At 74.1% G+C, this 15,219-nt stretch carries 12 protein-coding genes; 8 read left to right on the plus strand and 4 right to left on the minus strand.

The window, feature by feature from the left end; genetic code table 11:
* Nucleotides 1-42 precede the first annotated feature (42 nt).
* Nucleotides 43-1,107, minus strand: coding sequence for a C45 family autoproteolytic acyltransferase/hydolase (locus tag ACN9MM_RS03575; RefSeq protein WP_426362238.1), 1,065 nt, complete (start codon nt 1,105-1,107; stop codon nt 43-45).
* A 129-nt stretch (nt 1,108-1,236) separates the two neighbouring features.
* Between ACN9MM_RS03575 and ACN9MM_RS03580 the strand changes: the two genes are divergently transcribed.
* Nucleotides 1,237-2,250: a LacI family DNA-binding transcriptional regulator gene (locus ACN9MM_RS03580; protein ID WP_426362239.1), complete on the plus strand. Its 1,014-nt coding sequence runs from the start codon at nt 1,237-1,239 to the stop codon at nt 2,248-2,250.
* Here the strand turns inward: ACN9MM_RS03580 and ACN9MM_RS03585 are convergent.
* The 3 genes from ACN9MM_RS03585 to ACN9MM_RS03595 all read right to left on the minus strand — a co-directional run bounded on the left by ACN9MM_RS03585 (nt 2,207) and on the right by ACN9MM_RS03595 (nt 6,436).
* A complete protein-coding gene (locus tag ACN9MM_RS03585; RefSeq protein WP_426362240.1) occupies nt 2,207-3,859 on the minus strand; it encodes an FAD-dependent oxidoreductase in 1,653 nt (550 codons plus the stop codon). The two genes, ACN9MM_RS03580 and ACN9MM_RS03585, sit on opposite strands and share 44 nt — an antisense overlap.
* Before the next feature lie 48 nt (nt 3,860-3,907).
* Entirely contained in the window at nt 3,908-4,858 is a 951-nt protein-coding gene (locus ACN9MM_RS03590; RefSeq protein WP_426362241.1) for an AurF N-oxygenase family protein, read from the minus strand.
* 66 nt (nt 4,859-4,924) lie between these two features.
* Nucleotides 4,925-6,436, minus strand: coding sequence for a flavin-containing monooxygenase (locus ACN9MM_RS03595; RefSeq protein WP_426362242.1), 1,512 nt, complete (start codon nt 6,434-6,436; stop codon nt 4,925-4,927).
* A 161-nt stretch (nt 6,437-6,597) separates the two neighbouring features.
* On the opposite strand from ACN9MM_RS03595, the gene ACN9MM_RS03600 reads away from it, so the two are divergent.
* From ACN9MM_RS03600 to ACN9MM_RS03630, 7 genes are all read left to right on the plus strand, one after another.
* Nucleotides 6,598-7,278, plus strand: a complete 681-nt coding sequence (locus tag ACN9MM_RS03600; protein ID WP_426362243.1) for a TetR/AcrR family transcriptional regulator — start codon at nt 6,598-6,600, stop codon at nt 7,276-7,278.
* Nucleotides 7,279-7,429: 151 nt separating this feature from the next.
* Nucleotides 7,430-9,628 carry an MMPL family transporter gene (locus ACN9MM_RS03605; RefSeq protein ID WP_426362244.1) on the plus strand — a complete coding sequence of 733 codons (2,199 nt, stop codon included), beginning with the start codon at nt 7,430-7,432 and terminating at the stop codon, nt 9,626-9,628.
* Nucleotides 9,629-9,632: 4 nt separating this feature from the next.
* Complete coding sequence (locus tag ACN9MM_RS03610) at nt 9,633-10,757, plus strand: sensor histidine kinase (RefSeq protein WP_426362245.1); 1,125 nt, start codon at nt 9,633-9,635, stop codon at nt 10,755-10,757.
* 1 nt (nt 10,758) lies between these two features.
* The gene (locus tag ACN9MM_RS03615) at nt 10,759-11,406 is read left to right on the plus strand and encodes a response regulator (protein ID WP_426362246.1); all 648 of its coding nucleotides are present in this window, start codon (nt 10,759-10,761) and stop codon (nt 11,404-11,406) included.
* Between the two features lie 373 nt (nt 11,407-11,779).
* Entirely contained in the window at nt 11,780-12,430 is a 651-nt protein-coding gene (locus ACN9MM_RS03620; RefSeq protein WP_426362247.1) for a helix-turn-helix transcriptional regulator, read from the plus strand.
* Nucleotides 12,430-13,068 carry a DUF4255 domain-containing protein gene (locus tag ACN9MM_RS03625; RefSeq protein WP_426362248.1) on the plus strand — a complete coding sequence of 213 codons (639 nt, stop codon included), beginning with the start codon at nt 12,430-12,432 and terminating at the stop codon, nt 13,066-13,068. Before ACN9MM_RS03620 ends, ACN9MM_RS03625 begins: the two co-directional genes overlap by 1 nt.
* A complete protein-coding gene (locus tag ACN9MM_RS03630; RefSeq protein ID WP_426362249.1) occupies nt 13,065-15,074 on the plus strand; it encodes an ATP-binding protein in 2,010 nt (669 codons plus the stop codon). The genes ACN9MM_RS03625 and ACN9MM_RS03630 overlap by 4 nt, the downstream gene beginning before the upstream one ends.
* The last annotated feature ends 145 nt before the right edge of the window (nt 15,075-15,219 follow it).

Here is a 15,219-nt window from a genome sequence, read left to right on the forward strand (position 1 = left end):
CGGGTCCTTCGGGGTGGGGAGGGAGCGGAAAAGGGGAACGGCTCAGAAGCGCGCGAGGCCGGTCGTCGGGGCCTCGTGGGGAGCGCCGGCCAGGTAGTCGATCGCGCAGCGGGTCACGTCGAGACCGATGGTGAGCAGGGTCCCCCACTGCTCGTGCGGCGGCTTGTGCGCGTCGGGCCGCATGCAGACGACGGCGTCGGCCCCGGCGTCCCCGCAGAACGCCGCCGCCCGCTCGGCGGGCGGGAGTCCCGGCATCGTGGCGCGCACCCCGCGCAGGTGGGCGAGCCGCTCGACCGTCATCGAGTCGGCCGGGCCGGTGTCCGCCGCGGCGAGTCCGGCGTCGAGGAAGTGGTTGGTGTGCAGCAGCCAGCCGTCCTCCCCCGCCGGGACGACCGCGAGGCCCGCGGGAGAGAGTTCCAGGCTCGCGGCGGAGCCGTCGGCGGTGACGACGGTCAGGGAGGTGGACGCGCTGACGCGTGCCGTCGAGGCGATCTCGACGGCCTGGCCGAGGGTGTCGGCCTCGTCGAGGATGCGGCGGGCGACCGCGTGCACGGGCACGCCGCCGCTCCCGGAGTCGGAGACGTGGAAGAGGATGTTGAAGTGCACGCCGAGCCCGGCGCTGTTCACGCCGATCTTGCCGGGGGCGCCGAACTCGGTGAAGAGCTTCACCGTGCGGCCCTCGGCGGGCGTCAGCCGGTGGAGCAGCGCGTCCGGGACGAGCAGGTCGTGCCAGTCCCAGGTCTGCACCGTCTGCGGCGCGGCGCCCGCGGGGGCGAACACCGCCGTGGAGCACTCGCCCTTCCCGGGCTGCGGGCAGCCGGCGAGGATCTCGGTGCGGGCGCCGACGGCGGCCACCGTCCAGCGCTCGGCGCCGGCGGCGTCGGCGCAGGCGTCCGACTCCTCGGCCAGGGCGGGCGCCCAGGCCCGGAGCGCCTCGTGGCTGCGCCCCGCGATGTCGCGGACCTGCTCCTCGGGCAGGCCGAGGACGGCGAAGTGCTCCCGGTAGAGCTCAGCGACCCGCCGCACCTGCGGGGCGAACCGGGTGCCGACGAGGGTCCCGCGCTCGCGGGGGTCGGTCGTCTCGGTCGTGAGGGTGTGCAGTTCCACGCGCGTTCCTTCGGAGCTGGTGAGGGTGCCTGCCCAGAGGGGCGGCGCGCATCAAGCTAGGAACGTAAAACGTTTTATGCAATGCTTCGGGGAAGTATTCGGAGCATTCGTTTCAGGACGGGCGGCGCGGTGGCACGGACGCGGGGCATCACGATCAAGGACGTGGCGCGCAGGGCGGGGGTCTCCATCACCGCCGTCTCGCACGCCCTGAACGACAAGGGGACCCTCAGCCGGGCCACGCGCGAGCACATCCGGACCGTCGCCGACGAGATGGGGTACGAGGCCGACGCCCTGGCGCGCGGACTGCGCCGCTCCACGATGGGGGCCGTCGGTCTGGTGCTGCGCTCCCTCGACGCCCTCGGCGACTACGCGCCGGCGGGCGTGGACGTGTTCGAGCGGTTCGTGGGCGCGGCCGCCTCACAGGCCCTGGCGCGCGGCCTCAGCCTGATGCTGGTGCCGGACCTGACACGGGCTCCGGTTCCACCGCTCGCCTTCTCCCTGGACGGATACATCGTCACCAACCCGCACGTGGACGACCCGGTGATCGCCCGCCTGGAGGAGCGCGGCATCCCGTACGTGACCCACGGCCGCCCGCCCGGGCGCCCCGACTTCACGCACTGGGCCTCGGAGGACGACGCCGTCTCCGCGCACCTGGTCCTGAACCACCTGGCGGCCGCGGGCGCCCGCTCCGTCGCGCTCGTACGCGGCACCGACCCGAACGCCTGGAACCTCGAACACCAGGAGATCTACCTCGGCTGGTGCGCGGAGCGCGGCAGCACGCCCCGGCTGTACGAACTCCCCGAGCGCGCGGGCGTCGAGGGCGGTGTGGCGCTGGCCGGCCGGCTCGTCGACGACGGGGTCCCGGACGCGGTCTTCTGCCTCACCGGACGGCACGCGGCCGGTGTGCAGCGCGGGCTCACGGCACGGGGCGTGCGGGTCCCGGCACGGACCATGGTGGCCGCGGGATCCGACTCCGAGCACGCCCGCAACAGCCGTCCGGCCATCTCCGCCCTGGAGCTGAACCCGGTGGACACCTCGGCGGCCCTCCTCGACATCCTCCAGGACCTGATCGCCGGCCGCCCCACCGAAGCGCCCCGCCTCACGCGGGCTCGCTTCCGCCCCCGGGCGTCGACCCGGCGCTAGAACGGCCGGAGAAGAGCCCGCCGGTGCGGCGGGGCCGGTCGCCGGAGCGGGCCGCTTCGAGCAGGGCCTCCCTGTCGACGAGCTTGACGCGGGGCCGCCCCTGGCGCTCCCCCTCGGCGCGCTCCCGCCCGTCGATCGCCCGCCAGCCGTCGAGACCGACGGCCTCCGGGTGCCCGGCGCCCACCGGACCGCCGTCGGCGGGGGCGGTGAGCAGGCCGGCTTCGAGGTCGTCGAGGAGCGCGGAGACGGTCTCCCGGGCGCAGGACCTGTTGGTGCCGATGAACCCGCTGGGGCCGCGCTTGATCCAGCCGGCCACGTACACGCCCGGCTCGACGCGGCCCCGCTCGTGGGGAACCGTGCCGGTCGCCTGGTCGAACGGGAGGCCCGGGACGGGCCGCGCGCGGTAGCCGATCGCGCGCAGGACGAGCGACGCCTCGACGGTCCCGGTGCCCTCGACGGCGCGCGGTCCCGTCCCCTCCACGGCCAGCCCGGTCACGCGGTCGTCGCCGAGGATCTCCGTCGGGCGGGTGCGGAAGCGCAGGACGATGCGGCGCCGTCCCGGGACGGGGGTCCTCGCGGCGAGTTCGGCGAGGACCCTGATCCGCGGGGTGTCGTCGCCGGGCAGGTCCTCGGGCCGGTCCTCGACGAGGACGTCGACGCCGTCGAGGGCGGCGAGGGCGAGCAGTTCCGGCAGGGTGAAGGCGGCCTCGGCGGGACCCCGGCGTCCGAGGACGACGACCTCGCGGACGCGGCTGGTGCGCAGCGCGGCGAGTGCCCGGTCGGAGATGTCGGTGCGGGCCAGGGTGTCGGGGTCGGCGGTCAGGATGCGGGCGACGTCCAGGGCCACGTTGCCGTTGCCGATGACGACGGCCCTCTCGCCGTCCAGGGCGTAGTGGTCGGCGCCGTGGTCGGGGTGGCCGTTGTACCAGGCCACGAAGTCGGTGGCGGAGGCGCTGCCGGGCAGGTCCTCGCCGTCGATGCCGAGCCGCCGGTCCGTGGCCGCGCCCACGGCGTAGACCACGGCGTGGAAGTCGCGGACCAGGTCCTCGTGGCGCAGGTCGCGGCCGATCTCCGTGTTGAGGCGGTACGAGAAGCCGGGCTGGCTCTCGACGGCCCGGAAGAGCCGGGCGACCCGCTTGGTGTCCTGGTGGTCGGGCGCCACTCCGGCGCGGGCGAGCCCGTACGGGGTGGGGAGCCGGTCGTGGACGGTGACGGTCACGCCCGGGTACCGGAGCAGCTCGTCGGCGGCGAACAGCCCCGCCGGTCCGGCGCCGACGACAGCGACCCTCAACTCGGCGTCCGGGATGCGGCGTTGCGGGGGCACGACGGCCATCGGTGTCCGGTCCTCGTGCGGATGGGCGTCGTAGTAGGCGCGGTTGAGTTCGAGGAACGGCAGCTCCGCCTCGGTGAGCCGGGTGTGCGGCTTGAGCGCGTCCACCGGGCAGGCCGAGGTGCAGGCGCCGCAGTCGACGCAGGTGCGGGGGTCGACGTACAGCATCTCGGTCTGCCCGAAGCCGGGTTCGCCGGGGGCGGGGTGGATGCAGTTGACCGGGCAGGCCAGGACGCAGGAGGCGTCGGCGCAGCACGACCGGGTGACGACGTAGGGCATGGTTCTCCGTTCGCGGATGCGCCGTGACGGCTCTCGGGTGCCGCGGCGTCAGGCGGCGTACGGGGCGGGTTCACCCCGGTGGCGGGACGGGCGGCCGTCGATGCGCAGCGCCTTCCAGATCCGCCGTGAGGCCCGGTTCATCAGGCCGATGTCCTCGGCGAGCATCCGCACGTCGGAGAAGAGGTCGCGGAGCATCTTCTCGCCGTCGGGCGACTTCCAGAAGATGTCCTTGATCACCCAGTGGGGCACGCCGATCGTCTCGGCGGTCTTCCGGTCGGGGACCATGATGACGTCCCCGAGGACCCGCATGATCACCGGGAAGGCCACCGACAGGGCGCCCCGGCGGGCCCGGCCGTAGCCGGGGACCTTGACGCGCAGGAACTCGTGGGCGAAGGAGATGTGCCGGGCCTCCTCGGCGACGTGGATCTGCATGAGGCGGCGCATCAGCGGGTGCATGTCCTCGCCGCCGCGCAGGATCGCCTTCTGGAGGTGGTCGATGGGCTCCTCCCCGGCGAGGACGCCGGTGAAGAACGACTCGGGGACCAGGGATCCGGCCAGCGGCAGGAAGCGGCTGAGGACGCGGAAGGAGCGTCGCCCGCCGGGCACGTCGGCGCCCGCGCGGTTCACGAACTCCTGGAACATCTGGGTGTGGTGGCACTCCTCCGTGACCTCGTGGGTGAGGTAGCGGAACTCCGGGTCCTGGTTGCGCAGGGAGAAGAGGTAGTCCATCACCCCGCGGATGAGGACGTTCTCGAACTGCATGCCCACCTTGACGATGTTGGCGTACCGCCACAGTCCGATGCGCGTCCGCACCTCCAGCGGCTGCTCCCGGTACCAGGGGTGGCCGCCCAGGGGGTCGGCCGCGGGGAGCACCCAGCGGGGGTCCGCCGGGTCGATCGCGAAGTCGGGGTGGTCCCAGTCGATGTCGGTGAACGCGTCGAAGTGGATGTGCACCGAGGCCTCGGACAGGGTCCGGAGCCTCTCGTGATAACTCTGCACGCTGGTCATCATCGTCCTCGGTCTCTCGCGGTCGACTGTCCGGAGGGGGCGGGGGGCGGGGCGGGTTCAGGCCGCGGGGGTCCTGTCCTGCCGGTCGGCCGGCCGCCCCGGGGGCACCGCGCGGTCGAAGCGGAGCGCGGGGTCCTCGATCGGGGACCGTCGCAGCGCGCGGCGGTCGCGGTAGTAGTTGTTCCAGATGCGCCACGGGTCGCGGGTGCCCTGCCGGGGCATGATCGCGTCGCCGCGCGCGATGTAACCGGAGGTCAGCGACTCGCCCATGACCGAGACGGAGGACCGGTCGGCCTCGTCCGCGACCGGGGTGACGGCGGTGAGGCCGTGCCGGTCCATGTGGGCGAGGAGGCGGCTGACGTAGGCGGCGGCGAGGTCGGCCTTGAGCGTCCAGGAGGCGTTCGTGTAGCCGATGATCATCGCCAGGTTGGGGACGCCGTCCAGCATGACGCCCTTGTAGAGCAGGTGGTCGCGGGTGACGAGGGGCTTGCCGTCGACCGCGATCTCCATGCCGCCGGCGAGCTGCATGCGCAGGCCGGTGGCCGTGACGACGATGTCGGCGGGGATCTCCTCGCCGGACCTGACCCGGACACCGGTCTCGGTGAACGTCTCGATGTGGTCGGTGACGACGGACGCCCGGCCGCTCCTGAGCGCCCTGAACAGGTCGCCGCCGGGCACGACGCACAGCCGCTGGTCCCAGGGCTTGTAGGACGGGGTGAAGTGGCGCATGTCGACGCCCTTGCCGAGCCGGGCCCGCACGGCGCCGAGGAGGACCTTGCGCATGAGCCGGGGGGCCTTGCGGCACAGGGCGTAGAGGCCGCGCTGCATCGCGATGTTGCGGGTGCGGCCGATCCGGTGGACGACCGCGGCCGGGACGCGCAGCCGGCGGAGGAGTACCGAGAGCGGGTCGTCGGCGGGGAGGGCCAGGACGTACGTGGGCGAGCGCTGGACCATGGTGACGTGCGCGGCCTCGGGGGCCATCGCGGGGACCAGGGTGACGGCGGTGGCGCCGCTGCCGATGACGACCACGCGCTTGCCCGTGTGGTCGAGGTCCGCGGGCCAGTGCTGCGGGTGCACGAGGGTGCCCCGGAAGCGTTCCTCGCCGGGGAACTCCGGGCGGTGGCCCGCGTCGTAGTCGTAGTAGCCGGTGGCGCCGACGAGGAAGCGGGCGGTGAGGACGTGCGTCTCGCCGGTGGCCTCGTCGAGGGTCTCGACGGTCCAGCGGGCCTCGTCGCCGGACCAGTCCGCCCGCACGGCCCGGCGGCCGAAGCGGATGTGGTCGGTGACGCCGTGCTCCTCGGCGGTGGCGCGGATGTAGCGGCGGATGTCCGAACCGCCGGCGAGGACCTTGGTGCCGTGCCAGGCGCGGAAGCCGTAGCCGAAGGTGTACATGTCCGAGTCCGAGCGGATGCCGGGGTAGCGGAACAGGTCCCAGGTGCCGCCGATCCCGGAGCGTCGCTCGATGAGGGCGTACGTGACGCCCGGGTTGCCGGCGAGCAGGTGGCAGGCGGCACTGATCCCGGACAGCCCCGCGCCGATGATCAGCACGTCGACGTGCTGGTTCTCCATGTCGATCCCCTCTGCGGCCGGTGGTGGCGGTGCATTCTCCCCCGGAGGTTCCCCCGGCCCGGAATTTACCTGTGTCACCGCGTCCAGGGTACTGGCGGTAACGTGACGTGCGCCACCCCTTGCGCGTCGATCCGTGCGGGTCGGCGGGTACGATCCAGGCCGTGGCCGAGGACAGAGACACACGCAACGACGGGCGCCCCGACGGCCGCGACACCCGCTGGACCGGCCACCGCGCCGAGCGCCGGGACCAGGTGCTCACCGCGGCCCTGACCGTCATCGGCCGCGAGGGACCGGCGGTCAGCGTGGCGGCGATCGGCGCCGAGGCGGGGATGCCCCGTTCCGTCGTCTACCGGATCTTCCGCAGCCGTGAGGACCTCGACGAGCAGATCCGCGCGCGCATCACCGACGAGCTGATGGCCGCGCTCTCCCCCGCCCTCGACCCCAAGGGCACCATCCGCGAGTCGATCGAGCTCGGCGCCGCCACCTACGTGGGCTGGGTGGCGCTCCACCCCCACCTCCACCGCTTCCTCGGCACCGGCTCCCCCGCCGTCACCGGCACCCGCACCGCCATCGCCCTCCGCCTGGCCCTGCTCCTGGACACGTACGCCGAGCGCTTCCTCGACGACGGGCCGGCACCCACCGGGTTCAACCTCAACCTGGCGTTCGGCATGGTGGGCCTCGTGGACGGCGTGGTGAACCAGTGGGCGGCCCGCCCCGAAGCGCGGAGCTCCCTCGACGACCTGACCGACTTCCTGAGCGACGCGCTCTGGGGGGTGCTCGCGAGTGCGACCACGCGGCTGGGCGTCAAGCTCGACCCCGACCAGCCGATCGACCTGACGTGACGTCGCCCGGCATGACGTGACCCGGCCGGACGTGACCTGGCGCCGCCCGGCCCGATCCGCGCAGACGGTCCCGTGTCCACCGACCGGTGGACACCAGGTTCAACCGGCCGAACCTGTCGGCGGGAAGGCTCCGCGGACGAGTCTGGGACGCATGACGAACCCCACCGTACGGATGGCCCGCCACAGCGCCCGCCACCCCTGGTACGCGCTGATCGGCTGGCTCCTCTTCGTGGCCCTCTGCCTGGGCGCGGGCCTCGCCCTCGGCTCCCACCCCGCGACCACGGAGGACTTCCGCATCGGCGAGGCCGGCCGGGCGGAGGCCCTCGCCGCCGGGGGCGGGCTCCAGCAGAAGCCCCTCGAACGCGTCCTCATCACGGCCGCGCCCGGCTCCGGCCCCCTCGACCGGGCCGAGGCCGAGGCCGCCGCACGCGAGATCGGCTCCCGGATGCGGCAGTTGCCCGAAGTGCTGTCGGTGGCCGCGCCGGTCGCCGACGCGCAGCACACCGCCCTGCGCGTCGATGTCACCATGAAGGGCGCCGAGTTCGACGGGAAGAAACACGTCGACGCGCTGCTCGCGCAGACCGCCGAGGTCGGGGCCGCGCACCCCCTGCTGCTCGTCGAGGAGGTCGGCAGCCCCTCCATCGGCAAGGGAGTCGACACGCTCCGCGGCGACGACCTCTCCCGTACGGAGGTCATCGCGCTGCCCGTCACCCTGATCACCCTGTTGATCGTCTTCGGCTCCGTGGTGATGGCCGTGGTGCCGCTGCTGCTCGCGCTCTCCTCGATCGTGGCCGCCGTCGGCCTCTCGATGATCGCCTCGCACGTCTTCCCCGACGCCGGCGTCGGCACCAACGTCATCCTTCTCATCGGCCTCGCCGTCGGCGTCGACTACACCCTCTTCTACCTGAAGCGGGAGCGCGAGGAGCGGGCCCGGGCCGCCGGCGGACGCCTCGGCACCCAGGCCGTCGTGGAGCTCGCCGCCGCGACCTCGGGCCGGGCCGTGGTGGTGTCCGGGCTCGCCGTGGCCGTCTCCAGCGCCACGCTGTACCTCGCGGACGACGTCATCTTCTCCTCCATCGCCACCGGGGCGGTCGTCGTCACCCTGGTCGCCGTCCTCAGCTCGCTGACCGTCCTGCCCGCGCTCCTCGCCCTCCTCGGCGACCGCGCCGAACGCCGCAGGGACCGCAAGAAGCCCGTAGGGAACCGCGCTTCGCGTACGAGCCGGGCCGGCGGCCGGATCACCGCCGCCGTCCTCAGGCCCGTCGCCGAGCACCCCGCCGTCACCCTCGCCGTGTCCACCCTCGCGCTCCTCGCACTCGCCCTGCCCGTCCTGAACATCGACATCACGGAGATGAGCCGCGAGACGCACTCCCGCGCCATCCCCGCCATGCGGACCTACGACCGTCTGATGGCCGCCTATCCCGAACTCAAGGCCATGCACCAGGTGGTCGTACGAGCGGACGCGGAGCGGTCCGACGAGGTGGCCGGCGCCCTGCGCGCGCTCGCGGACCGGGCGCGCGCCGAGGACCCGGCGATCGGCGGCACCCCCGTCCTGCGCACCTCGGCCGACCGCCGGACGGCGCTCCTGGAGCTGGCCGTCCCGCACTCCGTGAACAGCCCGGAGGCCCGTGCCTCGCTCGACCTGCTCCGTGGCCGCCTCGTGCCCGCGACCGTCGGCGCCCTCTCCGGCACCGAGGTCGCCGTCACCGGCGAGGTCGCCCGCTACGCCGACTACCCCGCGCACCAGAAGCGGAAGCTGCCGGTCATCATCGGAGCCCTGCTCCTCGTCACCTTCGTCATGACCGTGTGGGCGTTCCGCTCCGTGGTCCTCGGACTCGTCGGCGTCGTCCTCAACCTGCTCTCCGCGTTCGCCTCGCTCGGTCTCCTCGTCCTGGTCTTCCAGCACGAATGGGCGGAGGGAATCCTCGACTTCACGTCCACGGGCTCGATCGGATCCCGCGTCCCGCTGTTCCTCTTCGTGATCCTCTTCGGACTCTCCATGGACTACCAGGTGTTCGTGATCAGCCGGATCCGCGAGGCCCGCCTCTCCGGCGTCCCCACCCGGCAGGCGGTCCTCCAGGGCCTCTCCTCGTCCGCCGGGGTCGTCACCAGCGCGGCCGTGGTGATGGTGACGGTGTTCGCGAGCTTCGCCGCGCTGCACCTGATCGAGATGAAGCAGATCGGGTTCAGCCTGGCGGTCGCGGTCCTCCTCGACGCCTTCGTGATCCGGGTCCTCGTGCTGCCCTCCCTGATGCTGCTGCTCGGCGAGGCGAACTGGTGGCCGTCACGCGGAGCGCGCCCGGCCGCCCGGCCCGCGCCGACGGAGCGTCAGCCCACGTCCGTAGGCTGACCGCATGACCGACACGACCCTCCGACGCTGGTACACCGCCGCCTGGCTGCTGTTGGGTCTCGCCCCACCCCTCATCGCCGTCGGCGACGACGCGGGCCCCCCGAGATGGGCCGTCCTGGCCCTGCTCGGGGCCGCCCTCGCCTACACGGCCGTCCACCGCACCCGCGACCACGGGCCGGCCTACCTCGCGGCGCTGGCCGCCGGCGTCGGAGCGATGGCCGTTCTGCCCGGCGGCGGCGCGGCCCTGCTCGTCGCGGCGCTCCCGCAGTTCTGGTTCCACTCCCGCGGCCGGGGATTCGCCGTCCTGGTCAGCGGCTGCGCCGCCGCGGCCACCGCCGCCGGAAGCATCCTGTACGACTCGCCGGGGAACGCGGCCGTCGCCCTGACCGGATACATCGTCTCGGTCCTGGTCGGGCTTCTGGTCCACCGCCTGGCCGCGGAGGGCGAGGCCCGCACCGTCGCCCTGACCGCCGAACTCTCCGTGGCTCAGGAGCAGTTGGCCCAGGCCCACCGCCGCGAGGGCGCGGCCGACGAACGGGAGCGGATGGCCCGCGAGATCCACGACACCCTCGCCCAGGGCTTCGCCTCCATCATCGTCCTCGCCGAGGCCGCACGGGCCGGACTGGACGCGGACCCGGAGCACACGGCCCGGCAGCTGTGCTCCATCGAGCGGACGGCCCGCGAGAACTTCGCCGAGGCCCGGGTCCTGGTGGGCGCCGCCCCGCACAGCGGACTCCGGCCCGGCTCGGTGGTGCCGACCCTGCGCCGCACCCTGGAACGGTTCACCCAGGACACGGGTATCGCGGTCGACGCGGAGCTGGCCGAGGACGTCCACTGCGACCAGCAGACCCGCATCGCCCTGCTGCGCTGCACCCAGGAGTCGCTGGCCAACGTGCGCAAGCACGCCGACGCGAGCACCGTCGGCGTGGTCCTCACCCAGGGTCCGTACGCGATCGACCTGGAGATCACCGACGACGGACGGGGCTTCGTGGTGGAGGAGTCGCGCGGCTTCGGTCTGGACGGCATGCGCAGGCGGCTCGACGAGCTCGACGGAGAACTGACGGTGACCAGCTCGGTCGGGGACGGCACCCGCGTCCTCGCGACCTTCCACACGAACGGACGGCCCTGACATGCCCGAATCCCACGAGCCCCTCCGCGTCGTGGTCGTCGACGACCACGCCGTGATGCGCGCCGGAGTGGTCTCCCTCCTGGCGCCGGTCCCGGACGTCACCGTCGTCGGCGAGGCGGGCGACGGCCGCGAGGCCCTCGGTCTCGTCGAGCGGCTCGCACCCGACGTCGCGCTCGTCGACCTGCGGATGCCGGTCATGGACGGGGTCGAGGCCACCGCCGCGATCACGGCGGGCCCCGCCCCCACCCGGGTGCTCATCCTCACCACGTACGACACCGACGTCGAGATCGAGCGGGCGGTCGAGGCCGGAGCCGTCGGCTACCTCCTGAAGGACACCACCGCCGACCAGCTCGCCGAGGCCGTCCGGTCCGCCGCCCGCGGCGAGACCGTCCTCGCGCCCCGCGTCGCGGAACGCCTGGTCGCCCTGATGCGCCGGCCCGCCCCGGTCGTCCTGACCGCGCGTGAACAGGACGTGCTGGGCGCGGTGGCCGACGGCCTCTCCAACGCCGAGATCGGCCGGCGTCTCGTCATCGCGGAGGCCACGGTCAAGACCCATCTCCTGCGCGTCTTCGCGAAGCTGGACGTCAGCGACCGCACCCGCGCCGTGGTCGTGGCCCTGGAGCAGGGCCTCCTGACCCGCCGGGGTTGACCGAACCGCCACTCCCCCGGGGCCCTTGGCCGCCGCACCGGGCGCGGCGGCGTTCCGGGGGGCGAAGGATGGATCCGCTGCCGGACGAGCACCCCAAGTGGCGGGCGCCACACGGGAGGAGAGTTGTGGAGGGCCCTGCCGCGAGGTCCCGAACCGCGGCAGCGGGGCGTTAGCGAGACGTGAGTACCGCGCGGGAAGCTGGTAGAGACCAACGTGTCCGGTGTACCGGACACGGACCAGCAGACCACGGGGAGCCTCACCCTGCGTGGCGCGCGCCGGCCGGGAGGCCGCCGCCGTCGCCACGCCGGTCACCCCCGGGCGCCCGACCGACGCCCGGACGGCCGAGGCGAGTGAGAAAGAGCAGGTAGCGGAAGTGCTCACCACACGGGTGACGGTGACCGTCCACGCATCCGATCCGCTCAGCCGGGCCGGGCTCATCAGCCATTTACGGCACCAGCCGAGCATCGACTTCGTTCCCGAGCCCGACGACGGGAGCGAGAACGCCCCCGCCGTGGCCGTGATGCTGGCGGACCGGATCGACGACACCACCACCGCGGAGCTCCGGCGCCTGCTGCGGGGCCGCGACCAGCGCGTCGTGCTCATCGCCCGCGAGCTGCGCGAACCCGACCTCCTCGCGGTGGTCGAGTACGGGGTGCGGGCCATCATCTGGCGCCATCAGGCCACCGAACAGAAGCTGTTGAGCGCCGTGCACAGTGCGGCACGCGGTGAGGGGGAACTGCCGCCCGACCTGGTGAGCCGGCTGCTCAACCAGGTGGGCCGGCTCCAGCGGGCCACGGCGGCGGGCACCGGCGCCGCCGGGACGGCGCCCCTCTTCGGGATGGCGCCGCGCGAGGTGGACGTGCTGCGCCTCCTCGCCGAGGGGCTCGACACCCGGCAGATCAGCGAGAAGCTCGCCTACTCCGAGCGCACCGTCAAGAACATCCTGCACTCGCTCATGACCCGTCTCCAGCTCACCAACCGGGCGCATGCCGTCGCGTACGCGCTCCGCGAAGGCTACATCTGATGATCCACGAGATAGACGAGGCCCTGCGGCGGCTGCTCGCCCCCGCCGTCACGGGCGACGTCGCCTTCGACGCGCCGACCCGCGACTGGGCGGCCCGCCGCAACGCCCCCACGCTCAACGCCTACCTGTACGACATCCGGGAGGACGTGGCCCGGCGCGAACGCGGCGCCCTCGCCGAGCGGGACGCCGACGGGATCGTGACGCGCAGGCGCCAGCCGCCGCGCTGGTTCCGCCTCTCGTACCTCGTGACCGCCTGGACCTCACGGCCCGAGGACGAGCACCGGCTCCTGTCGGGCGCGCTCGCGCTGCTCCTGCCGCACGAGGTGCTGTCCGGCGACACGGTGCCGGAGTCCGTCCGCCCGCTCGCCGCGTCCCTGCCCCTCTCGGTCGCGGTGCCGCCCGCCGAGTCGCGCTCGCTCGCCGACATCTGGTCGGCGCTCGGGGGCGAGCTCAAACCCTCGTTGGACGTCGTGATCAGCACCCCCTTCCCCGTCACCCCGGTGTACGAGGTGGCCCCGCCGGTCACCGAGGCGGAGGTCCTCGTGCGCGGGATCGACGGCGTCCCGGCCGACTCCAGGCCCCGGATGCGCCGGCGTGTCGGCGTCAGGCCGGACGCGCGGGGGGAGGGCGGCGCGTGACCGGGGACGAGGGTACGGATCCGGGCGGCGTGCTGGGCTCGGTCGCCGCGCTCCGGGCCCGGGTCGCCGCGCTCGTGGACGCCCGCAGCGCCGGCGACCCCACGGCGGGCGACCCGCTGCGCGGCCTGTACGTCACGGAGGAGACCGCCCGCAGGATCGCCGCGGAGCCGTCGCCGGCCGTGGTCCACGGCGACGGGGTCCCGCTGCCCGGGCTCGGCGGACCGGACCGGCTCGCCGGGCTGGCGCGGGCCTTCGGGCTCACGGCGCTGGACGCGCACATCCTCGTCGCCGCGCTCGCGCCCGACGTGGACCGGGGCTTCGAGGCGCTGTACGGCTACCTCAACGACGACGTGGGCCGGCGCCGCGCCACCGTGGCGCTGGCCCTGGACCTGGCGGGCACCGGCCCGTTCGATCCCGCCGCCCGCGACCGCTTCCACCCGGCCGCGCCGCTGCGGTCCGGCGGCCTCCTGGAGATCGAGGACGAGGACCGGCCGCTGCCCGGGCGGGCCCTGCGCGTGCCGGAGCGGGTGGTGGCGCACCTCCTCGGCGACGACGGACGCCTCGACGCCCGGCTCCTGGACGCCGGGGTGGAGTGGCTGCCGCCGCTCCCGGCGGACACCGCCGCCGCGGCCACGCCGCTCGGTGCGCGGGTCGTCGCCGCCGGGCCCGTCACCGTGCATCTGCGGGAGCGTGTCCCCGGGGCCGCGACCGACGGTGTGGTGGCCGCGCTGCGCACCGCCGGTCGGCCCGTGCTGCGGTACCGGCCGGAGTCCGTGGACGAGACGGCGGCGCGGGTGCTGCTGCGCGAGGCACGGCTCCGGGGCGCCGCCGTGGTCGTCGAGCCGCTGCCCGCGCGGCCCGGACCGCTGGTCCGTGTCCTCGCCCGGTCCGCCACCACGGTGGTCCTGGCGGGCACCGAGGCGCCCGATCCCCGGTGGGCCCCGGAGGCGGAGCTCGTCGCCGTCGACGCTCCGGGAGGCACGGCGGGTCCGGAAGATCTGTGGCACCGGGAACTCGGGGCGCTGTCGGTGGACTTCGACCTGGACGCCGCCACCGCCCCGTACCGTCTCAGCGGCGATCAGGTACGCCGGGCGGCGCGGTCCGCCCGGGCGCTCGCCGCGTTCGAGGGCACCCCGCTGACCCTCGCGCAGGTGCAGCGCGGTGCCCGGCTGGTCTCGGCGCCGCTCCTCGACAGCCACGCGCGGCGGATCAGGCCCGCCGTCGGGTTCGCCGACCTCGTGCTCCCCGAGGAGCCGTTGGGGCTGCTGCGCGAGCTCACGGGCCGGGCCAGGGACCGGGACCGGGTGCTCGGCGAGTGGCGGCTGCGGACCGGCGGCGGGCGGGGCCGGGGCGTCGTCGCGCTGTTCGCCGGGGAGTCCGGCACCGGCAAGACCCTCGGCGCGGAGGTCGTCGCGGGTGAACTGGGCCTGGACCTCTATGTGGTGGACCTGTCGTCGGTCGTCGACAAGTACGTCGGGGAGACCGAGAAGAACCTGGAGCGGATCTTCACCGAGGTGGACCGCACGGACTGCGTGCTCCTCTTCGACGAGGCCGACGCGGTCTTCGGGAAGCGCTCGGAGGTGAGGAGCTCGCACGACCGGTACGCCAACCTGGAGAGCGCCTATCTGCTCCAGCGCCTGGAGGCCTTCGACGGGATCGCGGTGCTGACGACCAACCTCAGGGCCAACATCGACGAGGCGTTCACCCGGCGGCTCGACCTGGTCGTCGACTTCCCGTTCCCGGATCCGGCACAGCGCGTCTCGCTCTGGCACTCCTGCCTGGCGGGCACGCCGAAGGCGGAGGGCGTGGCGGAGGAGATCGCGCGGTGCGCCGGGGAGTTCGAGCTGGCGGGCGGCGCGATCCGCGCGGCCGCGGTGACGGCCGGCTATCTGGCGGCGGCCCGCGGCTCGGCGGTGACCGGCGAGGACGTACGGGCCGGGGCGCGGCGCGAGTACCAGAAGGCGGGGCGGCTGGTCCTGGACGCGGGCGCGCCCTGGGCGCCGTGAGGCACACGCCATGAGGCACACGCCATGAGGCACACGCCATGAGGCACACGCCATGAGGCACACGCCATGAGGCACACGCCATGAGGCGACGGCAGAGGGGGCCACCCGCACGGGTGGCCCCCTCTGCCGTCGCCTCATGGCCGTC

It is taken from the genome of Streptomyces sp. E-08, assembly GCF_049913095.1.
GTDB lineage: Bacteria > Actinomycetota > Actinomycetes > Streptomycetales > Streptomycetaceae > Streptomyces.